Genomic DNA, 20,111 nt, shown 5'->3' with positions numbered 1-20,111 from the left:
GAGCGCGCACGGCCTTTCCGTATCGCATGCCGCGAGCCCCCACCGGGGCCCGTCCGGCATGCCTCCACCACAGGATCAGACATGTCTTCTGCCTCTCTGTCCGGGCGTACCGCGCTCGTCACCGGAGCCACCTCCGGAATCGGCTACGAGACCGCGCGTCTCCTCGCCGGGCGCGGCGTCACCGTGCTCGTGCACGGCCGCACCGCCGACGAGGCCCAGGCCGCCGTCGACAAGCTCATCGCCGTGGCCGGCATCGACGCGTCGAAGCTGCGTGCCTTCGCCGCCGACTTCACCCGTCTGGAGGAAGTCGAGCGGCTGGCCGAGCGCGTCGTCGCCGAACACCCGCACCTGGACGTCCTGGTGAACAACGCGGGCATGGCCGCGCCGGAGCGCCACACCATCACCGCAGACGGCAACGAGATCGCCTTCCAGGTGAACTTCCTCGCCCACTACCTCCTGACGAGCCTGCTCGAGCCGGCCCTGACCAGCGAGCCCGGCGGCCGCGTCGTCAACGTCTCGTCGTCGCTGCACCGCACCGCGTCCATCCAGTGGAGCGACCCCAACCGCGCCCGCCGCTACTCCCGCCTGGCCGCCTACGCCCAGTCGCAGCTCGCGCTCACCGTCTTCGCCGCCGACCCGCGGGTGACCGCCGTGTCCGTGCACCCCGGCGTGTGCGACACCGCGCTGCTGTCGCTGTACGCCCACGAGGGCACGTCGGCCGCCGAGGGCGCCGGGTACGTGGTGCGCCTGTGCGACCCGGCCACCGAGATCGTCAACGGCGCGTACTACGACCGCTCCGAGCGGGTCGAGCCGGCCGCGGCCGCCCTGGAGGACCGCACCGTCAAGCGTCTGAACAAGCTCGCCGCCCTGCTGGTCGGCCACCACTCTTGAAGGAGTCGAACACCTGGATGTCCAAGCGCTCACGTAAGAAGAAGGCCCGCCGCAAGAAGAAGGCGAACCACGGCAGCAAGGCGGGTCAGCGCTGATCCGCCGCCACCCGGTCAGCGGTGCGGACCTCCAGAACCGGAGGACCGCCCCGTGATCCCGCTCCCGCAGCACCGGCTTCCCGCCTTCGACCGCCTGGTGCCCGACGAGCGCATGGTGTGCCTCCACCACGAGCACGTCGCCGCGCCGCGGCCGCCGCGCGGGGTACGGGTACGCCGGGTGACGGACGACGACGCCCTCGCGCTCGCCGCGCTGTGGCCGGACTCCGACTGGATCCCAGCCAGTTGGGGCGGCCCCTCGGCGCTCGCCGCCCCCGGGCACGCCGTCGCCGCCTTCGACCGGAGCGACCGGGGCGTGGCCGTGGCGTGCTCCTGCTTCGGGGGCGACAGCTACGAGGACGTGGCCGTGGCCACCGCGCCCGAACACCGCCGCAAGGGCCTCGCGCGCGCCCGCGTCGCCGCCCTCACGGCGGACGTCTCGGCCCGCGGCCGCACCGCGAGCTGGCCCTGCGCCCGCGACAACCGGCCCAGTCGCCCGCTCGCTCGGACGATCGGATTCCGCTTGTGCCGCGAATACACGCACTACGTCACCGGAGACACCTCTCGCGGCACCGGCGCCACCGTCCGCGCCGAGGTCCGCGAAAGCGCCGTACAGGGGTCGGTCCCGCCCCAGGCCACACCGCGAATGTCGATGAAAACCCCTGCTTGAGGGCGTACGGCGGACAGATACGACCCCTATGAAACCCCTATATATTACCCGCTGGTAATAACTTGCGGGCCGTCCGAGTTCAAGACCGGCGGGGAGAGTGCAAGGTCACAGCGGTGCCCCGGCACCGGGCCCTGATTGAGCCCTAGCATCGGAACATGACGGTCCTGCCTGACGACGGGCTTTCCCTGGCCGCCGAGTTCCCTGATGCGACCCATGAGCAGTGGCAGCGCCTGGTGGAGGGCGTACTGCGGAAGTCGGGTAAGGACGTATCGGGGGCGGCGGCGGAGGAAGCGCTGTCCACCGCGCTCGAGGACGGGCTCAGCACCCGCCCCCTGTACACCGCCCGTGACACCGTGGCCGACGTCGGCCATCCGGGTTTCGCCCCGTTCGTACGCGGCGGGAGCGCCGCGGGCGGTGCCGCGACCGGCTGGGACGTACGGCAGCGGCACGCGACGGGCGACCCGGTCCGCACGAACGAGTCGATCCTCGCCGACCTCGAGAACGGCGTGACGTCGCTGTGGCTCACCCTCGGCCCCGACGCGCTGCCCGTCTCCGGTCTGGAGCGGGCGCTCGACGGCGTCTATCTGGACCTGGCCCCGATCGTGCTCGACGCCGGAGCCGATGCCGGGCCCGCCGCCGGTGAGTTGCTGCGCCTGATCGAGGCCGCGGGCGTCGCCAAGGACGCGGCGCACGGCAACCTCGGCGCGGACCCGCTGGCGTACGAGGCGCGCACGGGCGCGGAGTTGGAGACGGAGACGGCCGTCGAGCTGGCGCGGCTGTGCGGCCGTGAGTACGGCGGACTGCGCGCGCTCACGGTGGACGCGCTGCCGTACCACGAGGCGGGCGGTTCGGCCGCGCAGGAGCTGGGCGCGTCCCTCGCGACGGGCGTGGCCTATCTGCGGCTGCTCACCGGCGCGGGCCTCACCCTCCAAGAGGCGTGCGCGCAGCTGGAGTTTCGGTACGCGGCCACGGCCGACCAGTTCCTGACCATCGCCAAGCTCCGCGCGGCCCGGCGCCTGTGGGCGCGGGTCGCGGAGGCGAGCGGCGACGTCGACGCGGGCGCGCAGCGTCAGCACGCGGTGACCTCGCCGGTGATGATGGCGCGCCGTGACCCGTGGGTGAACATGCTGCGCACGACCGTGGCCTGCCTGAGCGCGGGAGCGGGCGGCGCGGACGCGGTCACGGTGCTGCCGTTCGACCACTCCCTGGGCCTGCCGGACGCGTTCGCGCGCCGCATCGCCCGCAACACCTCGACGATCCTCCTGGAGGAGTCGCACCTGGCACGGGTCATCGACCCGGCGGGCGGCTCGTACTACGTGGAGCGGCTCACCGACGAACTGGCGCACGCCGCTTGGGACTTCTTCCAGGAGATCGAGCGCGCGGGCGGCCAGGCCGCGGCCCTGCGCTCCGGCATGATCGGCGACCGTCTGGCGGCGACGTGGGCGGAGCGCGGAAAGAAGCTCGCCAAGCGCCGCGAACCCATCACGGGAGTCAGCGAGTTCCCGAACCTCGCCGAGAAGCCCGTGGAGCGCGAGAGCGCGCCCGCAGGGCCGACGGGCGGACTGCCGCGGGTACGGCGCGACGAGGCGTACGAAGCCCTGCGCGCCCGCTCCGACGCCCACCTCGCCGAGACCGGCGCACGGCCGAAGGTGTTCCTGGCCGCGCTGGGCCCGGCCGCCGCGCACACGGCCCGCGCCACGTTCGCCTCGAACCTGTTCCAGGCGGGCGGCGTCGAGGCCGTGCACGACCCGGTCTCCGTGGACGCGGGAAGCGCCGCGGAGGCCTTCCGGGCCAGCGGCACGCGCGTCGCCTGCCTGTGCTCCAGCGACGCCCTGTACGCGCAGGAGGCGGCCGCGGTCGCCGCCGCGCTGAAGTCGGCGGGCGCGGAGCGGGTATTCCTCGCGGGACGGCCCGGTGAGTTCGGGGACGTCGACGCCTATGTCTTCGCCGGCTGCGACGCCGTGGCCGTGCTCACCTCCACCCTCGACCTCCTGGGAGTGGCGCCATGACGATCCCCGACTTCTCCGGCATCGGCCTGGAGCCGGACGCGGCCCCGCGGGGCTCCGCCGAGCAGTGGCGGGCCGCGGTCGAGTCGGCCACCGGCAAGGACGCGGACGACCTGCTGTGGGAGACCCCGGAGGGCATCGCGGTCCAGCCGCTGTACACGGGCGCCGACCTGGAGGGCCTGGACTTCCTGGGCACCTACCCGGGCATCGCGCCGTATCTGCGCGGCCCCTACCCGACGATGTACGTCAACCAGCCCTGGACGATCCGGCAGTACGCGGGGTTCTCCACCGCGCAGGAGTCCAACGCCTTCTACCGCCGCAACCTGGCGGCGGGCCAGAAGGGCCTGTCCGTCGCGTTCGACCTGCCGACCCACCGCGGCTACGACAGCGACCACCCGCGGGTGACCGGTGACGTCGGCATGGCGGGCGTGGCGATCGACTCGATCTACGACATGCGGCAGCTGTTCGACGGGATCCCGCTGGACAGGATGACGGTGTCGATGACGATGAACGGCGCGGTCCTTCCCGTGCTCGCGCTGTACATCGTCGCGGCCGAGGAACAGGGCGTGCCGCCGGAGAAGCTGGCCGGGACCATTCAGAACGACATCCTCAAGGAGTTCATGGTCCGCAACACCTACATCTATCCGCCGAAGCCCTCGATGCGGATCATCTCCGACATCTTCTCGTTCACCTCGCAGAAGATGCCGCGCTACAACTCCATCTCGATCTCCGGCTACCACATCCAGGAGGCCGGGGCGACGGCCGACCTGGAGCTGGCGTACACGCTCGCCGACGGCGTGGAGTACCTGCGTGCGGGCCGGGAGGCGGGCCTGGACGTGGACGCGTTCGCGCCGCGCCTGTCGTTCTTCTGGGCGATCGGGATGAACTTCTTCATGGAGGTCGCCAAGCTCCGCGCGGCGCGCCTGCTGTGGGCGAAGTTGGTCAAGCAGTTCGACCCGAAGAACGCCAAGTCCCTGTCGCTGCGCACCCATTCGCAGACCTCGGGATGGTCGCTGACCGCCCAGGACGTCTTCAACAACGTGACGCGCACCTGCGTGGAGGCGATGGCGGCGACGCAGGGCCACACGCAGTCCCTGCACACCAACGCCCTCGACGAGGCCCTGGCCCTGCCCACGGACTTCTCGGCGCGCATCGCCCGCAACACCCAGCTCCTGCTCCAGCAGGAGTCGGGCACCTGCCGGGTCATCGACCCGTGGGGCGGCAGCGCGTACGTGGAGAAGCTGACGTACGACCTGGCGCGCCGTGCCTGGCAGCACATCCAGGAGGTCGAGGCCGCGGGCGGCATGGCGCAGGCCATCGACGCGGGCATCCCGAAGCTGCGCGTCGAGGAGGCCGCCGCGCGCACGCAGGCCCGCATCGACTCCGGGCGGCAGCCGGTGATCGGCGTGAACAAGTACCGCGTGGACAGTGACGAGCAGATCGAGGTCCTGAAGGTCGACAACTCCTCGGTCCGGACGCAGCAGATCGAGAAGCTGCGGCGGCTGCGCGAGGAGCGCGACGAGGCCGTCTGCCAGGACGCGCTGCGGAAGCTGACCGCCTCGGCCGAGCGCGGTTCGGGCCCGGGCCTGGAGGGCAACCTCCTCGCGCTCGCGGTCGACGCGGCCCGCGCGAAGGCGACGGTCGGCGAGATCTCGGACGCCCTGGAGAAGGCGTACGGGCGGCACGCGGGCCAGATCCGTACGATCTCCGGTGTGTACCGCACCGAAGCAGGCCTGTCCCCGTCCGTGGAGCGCACGCGCGCGCTGGTGAAGTCCTTCGAGGAGGCCGAGGGCCGCCGTCCGCGCATCCTGGTCGCCAAGATGGGCCAGGACGGCCACGACCGCGGCCAGAAGGTCATCGCGACCGCCTTCGCCGACCTGGGCTTCGACGTCGATGTCGGCCCGCTGTTCCAGACGCCCGGAGAGGTGGCGCGGCAGGCCGTCGAGGCGGACGTGCACATCGTCGGCGTCTCCTCGCTGGCGGCGGGACATCTGACACTGGTCCCGGCGCTGCGCGCGGAGCTGGCCGCCGAGGGCCGCGAGGACATCATGATCGTCGTGGGCGGCGTGATTCCCCCGCAGGACGTCGAGGCACTGCACGAGGCGGGCGCGGCGGCGGTGTTCCCGCCCGGCACGGTCATCCCGGACGCGGCGTACGACCTGGTGCGGCGGCTCGCCGCCGGGCTCGGCCACGAACTGCCCGGCGAGGCCGCTTCCGGCAGTGGCGAGCAGTGAGCCGCTGAGTCCATGGCACCGAGGATCGATCTCGACACGTATGTGAAGGGCGTACTCGACGGCAAGCGCGCGCACATCGCGCGGGCGATCACGCTCGTGGAGTCCACCAGGGCCGAACACCGTGTGCTCGCCCAGCAGTTGCTGACGCAGCTCCTTCCGCACTCGGGGCGGGCGCGGCGCATCGGCATCAGCGGCGTCCCGGGGGTCGGCAAGTCGACGTTCATCGACGCGCTCGGCACGATGCTGACGTCGCTGGGCCACCGCGTCGCGGTGCTCGCCGTCGACCCGTCGTCGTCGCGGACGGGCGGCTCCATCCTGGGCGACAAGACCCGGATGGAACGCCTGTCGGTGGACCCGATGGCGTTCGTGCGGCCCTCGCCCACGGCGGGGACGCTCGGCGGCGTCGCGAAGGCGACCCGGGAGTCCGTCGTGGTGATGGAGGCGGCCGGGTACGACGTGGTGCTCGTGGAGACCGTCGGCGTCGGCCAGTCCGAGACGGCCGTGGCGAACATGGTCGACACGTTCCTGCTGCTCACCCTCGCCCGCACCGGCGACCAGCTGCAGGGCATCAAGAAGGGCGTCCTGGAGCTGGCCGACGTGATCGCGGTCAACAAGGCGGACGGGCCGCACGAGCGGGACGCGCGCTCGGCGGCGCGGGAGCTGGCGGGCGCCCTGCGGCTCATGCACCCCTCCGACGCCGCCTGGACGCCGCCCGTCCTGAGTTGCAGCGCCCGCGAGTCCAAGGGCCTCGACACGCTCTGGGACCGGCTCGAACAGCATCGCGCGCTCCTGGACTCCACCGGCCGCCTCGCCGCGAAACGCCGCGACCAGCAGGTCGACTGGACGTGGACGATGGTCCGCGACGAGCTCCTCGGCCGCCTGTACGCCCACCCCGATGTGCGGCGGCTCGCGCCGGACCTGGAGGCGCGCGTGCGCGAGGGGACGCTCACGGCGACCTTGGCGGCGGAGCGGATCCTGGACGCGTTCCAGGGGCACGAGAGCGACATCGACGGCAAGGGAACCAACGGCGACAAGGGCGAGGGAGCTCAGTGAGTCACGACGCACCACCGGTCCTGACGCGGGTCGAGGGCCACGCCGGCCACATCGTCCTGAACCGGCCCCGCGCCCTGAACGCGCTCGACCACCCGATGGTCCGCCTCATCGACGAGGCGCTCACCGCCTGGGAGCACGACGACGCCGTCCGCACGGTGGTCGTGACCGGCGCCGGCGAGCGGGGCCTGTGCGCGGGTGGCGACATCCGGGCCGTGCGCGAGGACATCCTCGCGGGCGGCGGCGCGGCGTCGGCGGCGTTCTGGCACGACGAGTACCTGCTCAACGCCCGGATCGCGCGCTACCGCAAGCCGTATGTGGCGGTGATGGACGGCTACGTCATGGGCGGCGGCGTCGGGGTCTCGGCCCACGGCGACGTGCGCGTCGTCACCGAGCGGTCCCAGGTCGCCATGCCCGAGACGATCATCGGCTTCGTCCTCGACGTCGGCGCCACGTACCTGCTGACGCGGGCGCCGGGCGAGCTCGGTACGCATCTGGCGCTGACCGGTACGTCGGTGGGCGCGGGCGACGCGCTGCTGTGCGGCCTCGCCGACCACTACGTACCCTCGGAGCGGCTCGCGGACTTCACGGCGGCGCTCGCGGACACCGAGGTGACGGACGCCGTGCGGACGTACGCGACGACCGCCCCGGAGGGCGAACTCGCCGCGCGCCGCGCGTGGATCGACTCCTGCTACGCCGCCGACTCGGTGGAGGAGATCGTCGACCGGCTCCAGTCCTGCGGCGAGCACGCGGCGAAGGAGGCGGCCGAGGTGCTGCTGTCGCGCTCCCCCACCGCGCTGAAGGTCACGCTGGCCGCGCTGCGCCGTGCTCGCGCGCTCGGGTCCCTGGAGGAGTCGCTCGCCCAGGAGTACCGCGTGTCGTGCGCCTGTCTGACGGCGCCCGACTTCCCCGAGGGGGTGCGGGCCCAGGTCGTCGACAAGGACCGCGCCCCGAAGTGGGCGCCCGCCGACCTCGCGTCGGTCACGGCGGCGGACGTGGAGCGGTTCTTCGGTCCCGGCGCTTACGGGGAGTTGGGGCTCGGCTCCTGAACGGCGGCGGCAGCGTCGCATACCGCCGCACGCCCCGCCTCGTCACGCATCGCGCCTCCTCACGCGTCCCGCCTCCGCACCGCCCACCACCCGGCGCCCAGCGACGCCGCCGCCCACAGCGCCGTCACGCCGAGCCCCGGCCACGGGCCGAGCATGCCGTCCGGGGCCTCGTGCAGGATCTGCTGCCCGGCCCGGTCGGGCAGGAACTGGGCCGCGCCGCCCGCCATGTCCCCGATCACGAACGGGACGATCAAGGTGAACGGGATCAGCACGCTCAGCACGGCGACGCCGCTGCGCAGCACCGCCGCGAGGCCCGCCGCGAACAGCGCCATCAGCGCGAGGTAGGCCCCGCCCCCGACGCACGCGCGCACCGCCCCGGGGTGGCCGAGGCCGATGGCGTGCTCCCCGAGGAAGGCCTGTCCGCCGAGGAAGGTGGTGAAGCTGGTGACGAGCCCCACCAGGAGCGCCGCGGCGCCCAGGACGGCGGTCTTCGCACCGTAGAAGAGGCCGCGGCGCGGCACGGCGGCGAGCGAGACCCGCAGGGCGCCGTTGACGTACTCGGAGCTGACGGCGGTGGCGCCGAAGCTGATGGCGGCGACCTGCCCGAAGTTGAACGCGTAGAAGGCGTCGAAGAGGGGTTCGGCGTCGGCGTTGTCGGCCTCCGCGCGGCCGACGGAGGCGAAGACGAGGACGGTGATGGCGACGGTCGCCACGAACACCGCGACGAGCGAACCGACGCTCCCCCGCAGCGACTTGATCTTGATCCATTCGGAGTGGAGCACAGCGGACGTGGACACGGTCAGGCCTCCTGCAGAGGGGTGGGAGCCGAGGAAGAAGCAAGGGACGCGGAGAACTCCGTCTCGGCGGCGGTGAGCGCGAGGTAGGCCTCCTCCAAGGAGGCCTCTTCGTCGGCGAGTTCGAGGATCGGCACGCCCGCTTCGGCGGCGAGCCCGCCGACCTCCGCGGCGCGGACGCCGTCGACCGTCCAGCGGCCGTCGTCCGCCTCGGTCAGTTCGTGCCCCGCGCGGGCGAGCGCCGCGCGCAAGCGGGCCGGGTCGGTGGTGCGCGCCCTCACCCGGGGCTTGCTGTGGGCCTCGATGAACTCCCGCATCGGGGTGTCCGCGAGCAGCCTGCCGCGGCCGAGGACCACCAGGTGGTCGGCGAACGTCGCGGTCTCGTTCATGAGGTGGCTGGACACCAGGACGGTGCGGCCCTGCCGGGCCAGACCGCGCATCAACTCACGGATCCAGATGATCCCTTCGGGGTCGAGCCCGTTGGACGGCTCGTCCAGGAGCACGACGGCGGGGTCCCCGAGGAGCGCGGCGGCGATCCCGAGGCGCTGCCGCATGCCCAGGGAGTACGTCTTCACGCGGCGCCCCGCGACGGCGGACAGACCGGTCTCCTCCAGGACCTCGTCCACGCGCGCCGGGGCGATCCGGTTGCTCACGGCGAGTGCGAGCAGGTGGCTGCGGGCGGTGCGGGACCCGTGGGCGGCCTGCGCGTCGAGCAGGGCGCCGACCTGGCGGAGCGGTTCGTCGTAGGCCGCGTACGGGCGCCCGCCGACGGTCGCGGTGCCGGACGTGGGCCGGTCGAGGCCGAGCACGAGGCGCAACGTGGTGGACTTTCCGGCGCCGTTGGGGCCGAGGAAGCCGGTGACCTGGCCGGGGCGGACGCTGAACGTCACGTCGTCCACCGCGCGGGTGGTGCCGTACTCCTTGGTGAGCTGTTGGACGTCGATGCTGGTCATGGGGACAGCGTCGCGGTGCGGGCGGGGCGGTGGCCTCCCCCGCCCGGGGAGATCGGCTCCCCCGCACGGGGGAGCCGTGCCCCGCGCGGGTGCTGGCACGATGACGGCATGCCCCGCTTTCTGCGACCGCTCGACCGCGCGGTCACGTACACCCGCTGGCTGCACGTCCTCGTCGGCTGTGTCGCCGGGCTGACGTGCGCGTCGGTCTACGGGATGTCGGACGCGAGGGTCCTCGACCTGTTCGTGGGGTTCTTCGTGCTGCCGGTCCCGCTGGGGGTCGTGGCCGGTCTGGTGCCGGCGATGCGCCGGGCCGAGGGGCTGCAGGCGCGCCTGATGCTGTTCCCCGGCGCCCACGCGCGCGGGGCGGCGGGTCCGCACGGTGCGGAGCCCACCGGCCCCGGTGTCTCCGTCATGCCGTCGGCCTCCTGGAACGAGCGGTTCCGCACGGCGCTCTGGCTCGTGCTGCGGATCGAGGCGGGGTCCGCGACGGCCTTCGTGACGTGGTTCCTGATGGGGCAGACACTGGCGCTGATCGGCGCGACGGCGCAGGAGCGCACGGCGGATCCGGCGCTGTTCCTCCCCGTGCTGGGCGAAGGCCCCTGGTGGACGGACGCGCTGCTCGTCCCCGTGCCGCTGCTCGTCCTCCTCGGCTTCGTGGTGGCGGTGGGCCACTTCATGACCGCCGTCGCCGGGCGTCTCCTCGGCCCCTCCCCCGCCCAGCGCCTCGCCGCCCTGGAGGAGCGCACCGAGCAGCTCCTGGAACGCAACCGCATCGCGCGCGAACTGCACGACTCCATCGGGCACGCGCTGACCGTCGCGGTGGTCCAGGCGGGCGCCGCGCGGGCCACCGCCGACCCGGCGTTCACCGAGCGCGCCCTGGAGGCCATCGAGGACACCGGCCGGCACGCCTTGGAGGACCTGGAGCGGGTGCTCCGGGTGCTGCGGGAGGACGGGCAGCCCGGACGCCGCCGGCCGACGCTCGTCGACGCGGACCGGCTCCTGGACTCCGCGCGCACCTCGGGCGTGCAGGTCGAGGCCGAGGTGACGGGCCCGGTGGACCGGCTGCCGGGGCCGGTGTCGCGCGAGGGCTACCGCATGCTCCAGGAGTCCCTGACCAACGTCCTGCGGCACGCGGGCCCCGTTCCGGTACGCGTCCGGGTCGCCGCCGCCGAGAGCCTGCTCACGCTCGACGTGCGCAACGCCCTGGCGGAGCCCGCGACGCCGACCGGGCGTGGCGGCAGCGGACTGCGCGGGATCCGCGAACGGGCGACGCTGCTCGGCGGCGAGGCGCACACGGGACCGCACGAGGGCGACTGGCGGGTCCGCGTCGAACTGCCCCTGACGTGACATCACAGCCCCTGGCCTGACGGCCCGCTCCCCGCAGCGGCCCACCACGGCACTCGACGGCGTGGGGACGAACGCGTGATCTACGCTGACCGGATGCCGGTCACTGTCCTGCTCGTCGACGACGAGCCCCTTGTCCGCGCGGGTCTGCGCGCCGTCCTGGAGGCGCAGCCCGACATCGAGGTCGTTGGGGAGGCCGCGGACGGCGCCGCCGTGATCCCCCTGGTGCGTGAGCTGCGGCCGGACGTGGTGGCCATGGACGTGCGGATGCCGCTGCTCGACGGCATCGAGGCCACCCGCGCGGTCCTGCGCACGGTCACCGACCCACCCAAGATCGTCGTCATCACGACCTTCGAGAACGACGAGTACGTGTACGAGGCGCTGCGCGCGGGCGCCGACGGCTTCCTCCTGAAGCGCGCGCGGCCCGCGGAGATCGTGCACGCGGTGCGCCTCGTCGCCGAGGGCGAGTCGCTGCTGTTCCCGGCGGCGGTGCGGGAGCTCGCGGGCGCCCACGGCCGCCAGCGGGGCAATCCGGACGCCCGGGCGGCCCTGGAGCGGGCCGCCCTGACGGGGCGCGAGGAGGAGGTGCTGCGGCTGATGGCGCGCGGCCTGTCGAACGCGGAGATCGCGGCACGCCTCGTCGTCGGCACCGAGACCGTGAAGTCGCACGTGAGCTCGCTGCTCGCGAAGCTCGGGGCGCGCGACCGGACCCAGGCGGTGATCACGGCCTACGAGTCCGGTTTCGTCGCGCCGGGCTGAACCGGCCCTCTTCCGGGCGGCCTGATCGGTACTCGCCCCGATCGGTGGCTTCCGAGTACTCTTCGCCCATCATGCGCATGGGATGGAAGGACGGACGTTGGGGCGGCTGACCGGCGGAGATCCTTCTCTGCTACGGCGGATCAACTCCGCGGTGGTGCTGCACGCGCTGCGTGCGGCGGACTTCGCGACACTCACCGAGATCACCCGGGTGACGGGGCTTTCCCGGCCGACCGTCGAGGGCGTGGTCGAGGGGCTCAGCGAGGCCGGGCTCGTCGTGGAGACGGACGCGGACGAGGGGGGTGCGAGGCGGCAGGGCCGACCGGCGCGGAAGTTCCGGTTCCGGGCGGAGGCGGGACATCTGCTCGGTCTTGAGATCGGTCCGCACCGTGTCGCCGCCGTGCTGTCCGACCTCGACGGCAAGATCCTCGGGACGGCGGCGAAGGACGTGTCGGAGACGGCGTCCGCCGACGAGCGTCTGGAGCGGGTGCGCGGCTCCGTCGCCGATCTGCTGCGCCGCGCGGGCGTCTCGCGCGGCTCGCTGCGCGCCGTGGGCGTCGGCAGTCCGGGGATCGTGGAGGCCGACGGTTCGGTGCGGCTGAGCACGGCGCTGCCGGGCTGGACGGGCCTGCCGTTGGGCGAGCGGCTGCGGCGTTCCTTCAAGTGTCCGGTCCTGGTGGAGAACGACGCGAACGCTGCGGCGGTCGCCGAGCACTGGAAGGGCGCGGCGACGGAGTCCGACGACGTGGTGTTCGTCCTGGCCGGGCTGAGCCCCGGTGCCGGTTCGCTGATCGGCGGGCGGCTGCACCGGGGGTACGGCGGGGCGGCCGGCGAGATCGGCGCGCTGCACCTGCTGGGCCGGGAGGTGACGCCGGAGACGCTGCTGTCGACCACGGACGAGCCGCTGCACCCGCTGGACGAGCAGGCGGTCGCGGAGGTCTTCGCGCACGCGCGTGAGGGCGACGAGCGGGCGCTGGCGGCGGTCGACCGCTTCATCCGCCGTCTGGTGCACGACGTGGCCGCGCTGGTCCTCGCGCTCGACCCGGAGCTGGTCGTGGTGGGCGGCTGGGCCGCGGGCCTCGACGGCGTCCTTGAGCCGCTCCACCAGGAGCTGGCCCGCTACTGCCTCAGGCCGCCCCGGGTGACGCTGTCGATGCTCGGCGAGGCGGCGGTGGCCACGGGCGCGCTGCGGCTCGCGCTGGACCACGTGGAGGAGGAGCTGTTCGCGGTGGAGGGCACGGTGACCGCGCGGCAGTAGGGCGGGCGGTGGCGTTCAGGTGCCGCCCGTAGGCACGGGCGGCACCGGACAGCGGTCGCACGGAAGCAGAAGGCGGGGCCGTCCCCTCGACGGTATCGAGGGGACGGCCCCGCCTTCGCACGTCCTGCTGCCTCCTGCTGCCTCCTGGCGCTCAGGAAGCCTGCTGCTCCGGCCCGTGGTGGATCTCGACCGCGCCCTGGTCGCCGAAGGTGAGGCGGCAGGTGTCCGCGCGGTACGTCGCCATGGAGAGCGCCGCCGTGCGCCCGTCAGCGAGGAAGCGCGTGGTGACGACCAGGACCGGGGCGCCGGGCAGGCGGTCCAGGGCCTTGGCGTCGTCCGCGCGGGCGGAGCCGAGCTCGACGGAGCGGTCCTGGCCCTCCAGGGCGAGGCGGCCGAGCTCGCGCAGCACCGCACGCGCGCGTGCCGCGCCCGCGGGGGCGTCGATCGCGGAGAGGTCGGGGACCGATCCCGCCGGGACGTACAGCAGTTCGGCGGCCACGGGCTGGCCGTGGGAGACGCGGGTGCGGCGCACCGTGTGCACCGGCTCGTCCGGGTCGATGTCGAGGGCGCGGGCCACCTCGGCGGGCGCGGGCGCGAGCTCGCTGTCCGCGGGCTGCCAGGCGTCCCCGGCCGCGCCGGGCCAGGTGCCCTGGGCGGAGCCGACGGCGACACCCATGCGGGGCGGCGCGACGGTCGTGCCGACGCCGCGGCGGCGCTGCAGGCGTCCCTCCAGCTCCAACTGCTCCAGTGCCTGGCGGAGCGTCGCGCGGGCGACGCCGAACCGGGCGGCGAGGTCGCGTTCGTTGGGCAGGATCTCGCCCACGGCGAACTCGGAGTCCAGTGCTTCGCTGAGCACGGTCTTGAGGTGCCAGTACTTCGGCTCCGGCACCGATTCCAGCTGCGTGGTCCCCACCCTGTCCTCCGCAATCGCCGTGCGCAGGCGGCTTTTTCGCGCCTTGTTTATTAAAGGTTCCTGCACTATCTCAGCGACGATAGAGCCGCGCTCACCCTTGGTCAAGACCAATCCTGAGTCCGTTACAGCCCGCAGTGAAGTGGTGCCACAGAGCATTCACGTGCTGTTCGCGCGTGGTCGACACCTGACGTGCGGGCGTGACGCAATCCGATACGTCGCCACCGGGCGCGCACACGGCGCAGCCCCCGCCCGGTGCACGGGCGGGGGCTGTTTCGCGCGGGTCGGGGCGCTAGGCGGCGAGCCCCCCGAGCTTGTCCGGATTCCGCACGATGTACACGCGCTGGATGCGTCCGTCGGAGATCTCCAGCTGGATGACGCTGTCGGGCTTGCCGTCGGCGACGAAGAGGACGGACTCGACGCCGTTGATCTCCAGGTGGCGGATCTCGAAGTCGGTGTGCTCCGCGAGGCCCTTGCGTGCCGCGCCCACGATGAAGCGGCCCACCTTGTCGGCGGACTCCACGACCCGCAGGGGCGCGCGGACCTTGCCGCCGCTGTCGCCCACCAGGTCGACGTCCGGCGCGAGCACGGACATCAGCCCGTCCAGGTCGCCGTCCACGGCGGCGGCGAGGAAGCGCTCGGTGAGGTCGCGGCGCTCGGCCGGGTCCACCTCGAAGCGGGGGCGCCCCTCCTCGACGTGCTTGCGGGCGCGCCCGGCGAGCTGGCGCACGGCGGCCTCGCTGCGGTCGAGCGTCTCGGCGATCTCCGCGTACGGGAAACCGAAGGCCTCGCGCAGGACGAACACCGCGCGCTCCAGCGGCGACAGGGACTCCAGGACGACGAGCACGGCGAGCGAGACGGAGTCGGCGAGCACGGCCTTCTCCGCGGTGTCGGGCACGGTCGGCCCGAAGTCGGTGACCAGTGGCTCGGGCAGCCAGGGCCCGACGTACGCCTCGCGGCGCGACTGCGCGTGACGCAGCCGGTCGATGGCGAGGCGGGTGGTGATCCGCACCAGGTAGGCGCGCGGTTCGCGCACGTCCTCGCGTCCGCCCGCGGACCAGCGCAGCCAGGCGTCCTGGACGACGTCCTCGGCGTCGGCCACGCGTCCGAGCATGCGGTAGGCGACGCCCATGAGGACAGGTCGGTGCTCTTCGAAGACGTCGGTCGCGATATCGGTAGCCACGACTCCATCCCAGCCGACGGATCTGCTGGTGTCCACCTCCGTCGGCCAAGCCGACGAGGATCACACCGGGCCCCCGGCGGACCCGGCACCGGACCCGGCGGCAAGTGGGTGACGCCGCACCCTTGAAGTCGACGCTACTGAGCGGTAATTGTTGCTGACAAGGTGTCTAAGTCAGGAGCAGTCATGGCCGCACGGGTGGCAGGGGCCGCAGAGGCCGCAGAGGTGTCGTTCAGCGTCGATTCGCCCCGCGGGCCGCGCTCGGTGACGGTCTCCTACCAGCGCTCGGGCACCGGGGCGCCGCTGCTTCTGCTGCACGGCATCGGCCACCACCGCCAGGCCTGGGACCCCGTCATCGGCATCCTCGCGGCCGAGCGGGACGTGATCGCCGTGGACCTGCCCGGCTTCGGCGCCTCCCCGGCGCTGCCGGACGGACTCGCGTACGGCCTGTCGACGGTGGTGCCCACGCTGCACGCCCTGTGCGAGGCCCTGGGCGTCGAACGGCCGCATGTGGCGGGCAACTCGCTGGGCGGGCTGCTCGCGCTCGAACTGGGCCGGGAGAAGCTCGTACGGTCCGTCACCGCCCTGTCCCCCGCCGGGTTCTGGAGCGAGGCGGAGCGCCGGTACGCCTTCTCGACGCTGCGCGCCATGCACGGGATCGCGCGCCGCATGCCCCTGCCGATGATCGAGCGCCTCTCCCGGAGCGCGGTCGGTAGGACCGCGCTCACCAGCACCATCTACGCCCACCCCGGCCACCGTTCGCCGGCGGCGGTGGTCGCGGAGACGCTGGCGCTGCGCGAGGCAACCGGCTTCCACGAGACGCTGGCCGCCGGGCGGGACGTGCGCTTCCGTGACGACGTGCCGGAGCTGCCGGTCACCGTGGCCTGGGGCACCCGCGACCGGCTGCTGCTGCGCCGCCAGGGCATCCGGGCCAAGCACGCCATCCCCGGGGCCCGGCTCGTGCGGCTGCCCGGGTGCGGACACGTCCCGATGCACGACGACCCGGCCCGGGTGGCGCGGGTCATCCTCGACACCAGCCGCTGACCTCGACAGGGCGGGGGCCGAAGGCCTCCCGAGGCTCAGGGACCTCGGGAGCCGGACCACGCGCGCGCTGAGCACCGGGTGGCGGTGCTCGGCACGCGTGAAACCGGTGTCCGGCGCGGCTGTTCCCCTCGCCCCATGGGCGGTTGTTCACTTGTGGTTCGCGTGGGCGCCGTGGCGCAGCAGTACACGTGGCACTGCACATCCGATCGATTCGCCGTCCCTGGAGGCGTCTTCATGTCACACCGTCCGCCGAGCCCGTCCCCGCGCCGCCGCAGCCTGCTGCGTGGTTCGCTCGTCGTGCCCGCGGCGCTCGCCGTGCCCGCGCTGTCCGGCGCGGCCCCGGCGCTGGCCCTGCGGGGGCGCCCGAGCGCCGACTGGGGGGTGCAGGCCGGTGACGTGGGCGCGCACTCGGGGCTCGTGTGGGTGCGCTCCGACCGGCCCGCCCGCATGATCGTGGAGACGTCCGCCACGGAGTCGTTCCGGCGGCCGACGCGCTGGCACGGCCCGCTGCTCGGCCCCCGCACCGACTTCACCGGTACGACGCGGCTTCGCGGGCTGCCCTCCGGTGAGCAGATCCACTACCGCGTGCTCCTGGCCGACCCCGACGACCCGCGCCGCACGGGAAAACCGGTGACCGGCACGTTCCGCACGACCTCGCTCAGACGCCGGGACGACGTGCGCTTCCTGTGGTCGGGGGACATCGCGGGCCAGGGCTGGGGCATCAACCCGGAGCTCGGCGGCTGGCGGGTGTACGAGGAGATGCGCGGCCGCAACCCCGACTTCTTCCTGTGCAGCGGCGACAACATCTACGCCGACGGCCCCATCCAGGCGAGCGTCAAGCTGCCCGACGGCCGGGTGTGGAAGAACATCACCACTCCGGAGAAGTCGAAGGTCGCCGAGACCCTCGCGGAGTTCCGCGGCAACTTCCGGTACAACCTGCTCGACGAGCACCTGCGCCGGTTCAACGCCCAGGTGCCCTCCATCGTGCAGTGGGACGACCACGAGGTGCGCAACAACTGGTACCCGGGGCAGATCCTGGAGGACCCGCGCTACACGGAGAAGGACGTCGACGTCCTCGCGGGGCGTTCGCTGCGGGCGTTCAGCGAGTACTACCCGATCTCCACGCAGCGCCCCGGGGACCGCGAGGGACGGGTGTACCGCGTGCTCAGGCACGGGCCGCTCCTGGACGTGTTCGTGCTCGACATGCGCACGTACCGCAACGCCAACTCGCCGAACCGGCAGCCCGAGGACGCCACCGGCATCCTGGGCGCCGAACAGCTCGCGTGGCTGAAGCGGGAGCTGTCGCGCTCGCGCGCGGTGTGGAAGGTCATCGCCTCCGACATGCCGCTGGGCCTGGTGGTCGCGGACGGCCAGACGAACTTCGAGGCCGTCGCGCAGGGCGACCCGGGCGCGCCGCTCGGCCGTGAGCTGCAGATCGCCGAACTCCTTCGGCACATCAAGCACCGGCGGATCACGGGCACGGTGTGGCTGACGGCCGACGTGCACTACACCTCGGCGCAGCACTACGACCCCTCGCGCGCCGCCTTCAAGGACTTCGCGCCGTTCTGGGAGTTCGTGTCCGGGCCGCTCGCCGCGGGCGGTTTCCCGGCCGTGAAACTCGATGGAACCTTCGGCCCGGACCAGACGTTCGTCAAGGCGCCGGACCGTGCCAACACATCGCCGGCGGAGACACCGCCCTACTACGGAGAGGTGGACATCGACGGCGACAGCGGCGAGTTGACGGTGCGACTGCGGCAGCAGGGCGGAGGCGTGCTCTTCACCAAGGTGCTGCAGCCGGGACGCGTGGGCCAGTGACGACCCGCGCGGGTGCGGACCGGCCACGTCCGGTCGGCACCCGCGCGGACCGTTGCGGGCATACGGGGGACAGCAACGGACAACCGGGGTGGGCAAAAAGTAATGAAACGGACAGAACCGCTCTTAACCCATCAGTCACAAACCGTTCGTGATCACGCAACACCCTTCGGCCAGAGTGACTGCATGAGTGCTGACATGTCTGATGTGACACGCAAGAGGCACGGCAGGCCGGTGCACCACTGGCGCCGGGACGTCGTCGAACTCGCCGCGCTGTTCACGGCCGTGGCCGTGGCGGACGCGGCGGCCAATCTCGTGGGGCACGGCCCGGACGGGCCCGAGCTGCTCCTCGTGTCGGCCGTGGTCCTGGCGGCCACGGCCGGGTTCCACACATGGTGGGCACGGCGCCACACGCACGCGCCGCCAGGCGCGGAAGGGTCCGATACGGGCACCCCGCCGCTCCCGGCCCAGGCGGGGACCGGGGACGCCGGCGACGCCACGACCGCCGGGGCGCCGACGGCCACGACCGCACCGCAGGGCGCCGACGCGTCGGCCGGTCCGCGGCCCGGGCCGACGGTCCTGTGGCGGCTGCGCACGACCGTGCGCGACGCCCCCGGCTCGCTCGCCGCGCTGTGCACGGCCCTCGCGCGGGACAGCGTCGACATCCTGAGCCTGCAGACCCACCCGCTGGCCGACGGCACGGTCGACGAGTTCCTGCTGCGGGCCCCGGCGGCGCTGCCCGCGGCCGACCTCACCCGCACGGTCTCCCGCGCGGGCGGATCGAGCACCTGGGTCGAGCGGGCCGACGCCCACGACCTCGTGGACGCCCCGACCCGGATCCTGGGCCTGGCCACGCGCACGGCCCTGGACACGGCGGAACTGCCGCTCGCGCTGCGCCAGTTGCTGGGCCGGTGCACCATCCGCTTCCTGCCCGCGGGGCCGGGGCGGACGGAGCGCGCCCTGGAGGAGGCGGCGCCCGTCGAGGGCGTCCTGGACGGGACCGTGCTGCGGCTGCGGGGCCCCGAAGGCGGAGTGATCACGGTCGAGCGGCCCTATCTCCCGTTCACCCCCACGGAGTTCGCCCGCGCGCGGGCGCTCGTGGAGCTGGACGCCCGGCTCGGTCCGCGCGTCCCGGGCGGCCAGGACGTGCTCACGCTCCCCGAGGGCAGCGACATCACGGTGAGCCGAGCCGACACGGGCGACCTCCGGGCCGCCAAGGACATGCACGAGCGCTGCTCCCAGCGCACCCTCGGCATGCGGTACCACGGCCCGGTCAACGACGCCGACCGCTATCTCACCCACCTCCTGAGCCCGCGCTTCGGCCGCACGCTCGCCGCGCGCACCGCGTCCGGCCGCGTCGTCGGCCTCGGCCATCTGCTCTGGGACGGCGACGAGACGGAGATCGCGCTGCTCGTCGAGGACGACTGGCAGCGCCGCGGCGTCGGCGGCGAACTGCTCGGCCGCCTGGTCACGATGGCGATCGAGGCGGGCTGCGAGAGCGTGTACGCGGTCACGCAGTCGTCCAACACCGGCATGGTCGCCGCGATGCGCGGCCTGCGCCTCCCGCTGGACTTCCAGATCGAGGAGGGCACGCTGGTCATCACCGCCCGCCTCGACGCGACCCCCGTGCGCTCGCAGCTGCCGTACGACAGCCACCAGTAGCGCCCAGGGCCGCCCACACGCTCTGGCCGCGACCGGACAGGACGCCCGCACCCTCCGCCTCGCGCGGTCAGGGCGCGGGCGTCCGCCGTAGGGAGCCCTCAGGCCCGTGCGCCCGGGTCCCGCCCCGAGCCGGTCCGGGCCACGAGGTACGAGGCGGCATGTCCTTGTCGCCGTGCCCGGCGTCGGCCGTGCGCCGGAACCGGGCGAGTCCGGCGGCGCCGAGGTCGGCGGCCGCCCCGGCCGACTCCGCCGCCGCCACGACGGGTTCCGCGTCCTTGACGGAGTTGTCCACGGTGAAGCCGGCCGCGTAGTCACCCGCGCGGATCGCGGCGGCCTCGGCCTGGAAGAACGGGCTGCCCAGGGGCCGCCCGCGACCGCGTCGACGACGAGCGCCGGATCCACGCCC

Annotated in this window: 17 protein-coding genes; 12 read left to right on the top strand and 5 right to left on the bottom strand. The window is 73.4% G+C overall.

The features are described from left to right. Window positions 1-81 precede the first annotated feature (81 nt). From QUY26_RS34945 to QUY26_RS34920, 6 genes are all read left to right on the top strand, one after another. Window positions 82-891, top strand: coding sequence for an SDR family NAD(P)-dependent oxidoreductase (locus QUY26_RS34945; protein ID WP_289953795.1), 810 nt, complete (start codon window positions 82-84; stop codon window positions 889-891). Window positions 892-1,038: 147 nt separating this feature from the next. Continuing rightward, complete coding sequence (locus QUY26_RS34940) at window positions 1,039-1,653, top strand: GNAT family N-acetyltransferase (protein ID WP_289953793.1); 615 nt, start codon at window positions 1,039-1,041, stop codon at window positions 1,651-1,653. A 155-nt stretch (window positions 1,654-1,808) separates the two neighbouring features. Then, entirely contained in the window at window positions 1,809-3,662 is a 1,854-nt protein-coding gene (mutA, locus tag QUY26_RS34935) for a methylmalonyl-CoA mutase small subunit (RefSeq protein WP_289953790.1), read from the top strand. Continuing rightward, the gene (gene scpA / locus QUY26_RS34930; protein ID WP_289953788.1) at window positions 3,659-5,893 is read left to right on the top strand and encodes a methylmalonyl-CoA mutase; all 2,235 of its coding nucleotides are present in this window, start codon (window positions 3,659-3,661) and stop codon (window positions 5,891-5,893) included. Before mutA ends, scpA begins: the two co-directional genes overlap by 4 nt. A 12-nt stretch (window positions 5,894-5,905) precedes the next feature. Beyond that, window positions 5,906-6,946 carry a methylmalonyl Co-A mutase-associated GTPase MeaB gene (meaB, locus tag QUY26_RS34925; RefSeq protein ID WP_289953786.1) on the top strand — a complete coding sequence of 347 codons (1,041 nt, stop codon included), beginning with the start codon at window positions 5,906-5,908 and terminating at the stop codon, window positions 6,944-6,946. After that, entirely contained in the window at window positions 6,943-7,992 is a 1,050-nt protein-coding gene (locus tag QUY26_RS34920; RefSeq protein ID WP_289953783.1) for an enoyl-CoA hydratase/isomerase family protein, read from the top strand. Before meaB ends, QUY26_RS34920 begins: the two co-directional genes overlap by 4 nt. 59 nt (window positions 7,993-8,051) lie before the next feature. Here QUY26_RS34920 and QUY26_RS34915 read toward each other — a convergent pair whose 3' ends face one another. Both QUY26_RS34915 and QUY26_RS34910 read right to left on the bottom strand, forming a co-directional pair. Next, window positions 8,052-8,795 (bottom strand): ABC transporter permease, encoded by a 744-nt coding sequence (locus QUY26_RS34915; protein WP_289956305.1) that lies wholly within the window; start codon window positions 8,793-8,795, stop codon window positions 8,052-8,054. Next, window positions 8,792-9,739 carry an ABC transporter ATP-binding protein gene (locus QUY26_RS34910; protein WP_289953781.1) on the bottom strand — a complete coding sequence of 316 codons (948 nt, stop codon included), beginning with the start codon at window positions 9,737-9,739 and terminating at the stop codon, window positions 8,792-8,794. Before QUY26_RS34910 ends, QUY26_RS34915 begins: the two co-directional genes overlap by 4 nt. Before the next feature lie 108 nt (window positions 9,740-9,847). Here QUY26_RS34910 and QUY26_RS34905 point away from each other — a divergent pair, with 108 nt between their 5' ends. The 3 genes from QUY26_RS34905 to QUY26_RS34895 all read left to right on the top strand — a co-directional run bounded on the left by QUY26_RS34905 (window position 9,848) and on the right by QUY26_RS34895 (window position 13,097). Further along, window positions 9,848-11,086, top strand: coding sequence for a sensor histidine kinase (locus QUY26_RS34905; RefSeq protein ID WP_289953779.1), 1,239 nt, complete (start codon window positions 9,848-9,850; stop codon window positions 11,084-11,086). A 93-nt stretch (window positions 11,087-11,179) separates the two neighbouring features. Further along, window positions 11,180-11,842 (top strand): response regulator transcription factor, encoded by a 663-nt coding sequence (locus QUY26_RS34900; protein WP_289953778.1) that lies wholly within the window; start codon window positions 11,180-11,182, stop codon window positions 11,840-11,842. A gap of 97 nt (window positions 11,843-11,939) precedes the next feature. Then, a complete protein-coding gene (locus QUY26_RS34895; RefSeq protein WP_289956303.1) occupies window positions 11,940-13,097 on the top strand; it encodes an ROK family transcriptional regulator in 1,158 nt (385 codons plus the stop codon). 151 nt (window positions 13,098-13,248) lie between these two features. Here the strand turns inward: QUY26_RS34895 and QUY26_RS34890 are convergent, their stop codons facing one another. Together QUY26_RS34890 and QUY26_RS34885 are read right to left on the bottom strand one after the other, a co-directional pair. Further along, window positions 13,249-14,010, bottom strand: a complete 762-nt coding sequence (locus QUY26_RS34890) for a GntR family transcriptional regulator (protein ID WP_289953775.1) — start codon at window positions 14,008-14,010, stop codon at window positions 13,249-13,251. Between the two features lie 289 nt (window positions 14,011-14,299). Then, entirely contained in the window at window positions 14,300-15,190 is an 891-nt protein-coding gene (locus tag QUY26_RS34885; protein ID WP_289953774.1) for an RNA polymerase sigma-70 factor, read from the bottom strand. A gap of 183 nt (window positions 15,191-15,373) precedes the next feature. Between QUY26_RS34885 and QUY26_RS34880 the strand changes: the two genes are divergently transcribed. The 3 genes from QUY26_RS34880 to QUY26_RS34870 all read left to right on the top strand — a co-directional run bounded on the left by QUY26_RS34880 (window position 15,374) and on the right by QUY26_RS34870 (window position 19,705). Next, window positions 15,374-16,231, top strand: coding sequence for an alpha/beta fold hydrolase (locus tag QUY26_RS34880; protein ID WP_289953772.1), 858 nt, complete (start codon window positions 15,374-15,376; stop codon window positions 16,229-16,231). A 234-nt stretch (window positions 16,232-16,465) separates the two neighbouring features. Then, window positions 16,466-18,046 carry an alkaline phosphatase D family protein gene (locus QUY26_RS34875; RefSeq protein WP_289953770.1) on the top strand — a complete coding sequence of 527 codons (1,581 nt, stop codon included), beginning with the start codon at window positions 16,466-16,468 and terminating at the stop codon, window positions 18,044-18,046. A gap of 195 nt (window positions 18,047-18,241) precedes the next feature. Beyond that, the gene (locus tag QUY26_RS34870; protein WP_289953766.1) at window positions 18,242-19,705 is read left to right on the top strand and encodes a GNAT family N-acetyltransferase; all 1,464 of its coding nucleotides are present in this window, start codon (window positions 18,242-18,244) and stop codon (window positions 19,703-19,705) included. 67 nt (window positions 19,706-19,772) lie between these two features. Here the strand turns inward: QUY26_RS34870 and QUY26_RS41020 are convergent, their stop codons facing one another. Next, window positions 19,773-19,997, bottom strand: coding sequence for a hypothetical protein (locus QUY26_RS41020; RefSeq protein WP_354670730.1), 225 nt, complete (start codon window positions 19,995-19,997; stop codon window positions 19,773-19,775). Window positions 19,998-20,111: the final 114 nt, after the last annotated feature.

Source organism: Streptomyces flavofungini (assembly GCF_030388665.1).
In the GTDB taxonomy this organism is placed as follows: domain Bacteria; phylum Actinomycetota; class Actinomycetes; order Streptomycetales; family Streptomycetaceae; genus Streptomyces; species Streptomyces flavofungini_A.
Note: the sequence above shows the minus strand (reverse complement) of the source record. Positions and strands in the feature narration are given on the sequence as shown.

What these genes read in the sequence shown, in the direction of transcription:
- QUY26_RS34945 (WP_289953795.1), top strand. Translation starts at nt 82, where the DNA reads ATGTCTTCTGCCTCTCTGTCCGGGCGTACCGCGCTCGTCACCGGAGCC.
- mutA (WP_289953790.1), top strand. Translation starts at nt 1,809, where the DNA reads ATGACGGTCCTGCCTGACGACGGGCTTTCCCTGGCCGCCGAGTTCCCT.
- scpA (WP_289953788.1), top strand. Translation starts at nt 3,659, where the DNA reads ATGACGATCCCCGACTTCTCCGGCATCGGCCTGGAGCCGGACGCGGCC.
- meaB (WP_289953786.1), top strand. Translation starts at nt 5,906, where the DNA reads ATGGCACCGAGGATCGATCTCGACACGTATGTGAAGGGCGTACTCGAC.
- QUY26_RS34910 (WP_289953781.1), bottom strand. Translation starts at nt 9,739, where the DNA reads ATGACCAGCATCGACGTCCAACAGCTCACCAAGGAGTACGGCACCACC.
- QUY26_RS34905 (WP_289953779.1), top strand. Translation starts at nt 9,848, where the DNA reads ATGCCCCGCTTTCTGCGACCGCTCGACCGCGCGGTCACGTACACCCGC.
- QUY26_RS34900 (WP_289953778.1), top strand. Translation starts at nt 11,180, where the DNA reads ATGCCGGTCACTGTCCTGCTCGTCGACGACGAGCCCCTTGTCCGCGCG.
- QUY26_RS34880 (WP_289953772.1), top strand. Translation starts at nt 15,374, where the DNA reads ATGGCCGCACGGGTGGCAGGGGCCGCAGAGGCCGCAGAGGTGTCGTTC.
- QUY26_RS34875 (WP_289953770.1), top strand. Translation starts at nt 16,466, where the DNA reads ATGTCACACCGTCCGCCGAGCCCGTCCCCGCGCCGCCGCAGCCTGCTG.
- QUY26_RS34870 (WP_289953766.1), top strand. Translation starts at nt 18,242, where the DNA reads ATGTCTGATGTGACACGCAAGAGGCACGGCAGGCCGGTGCACCACTGG.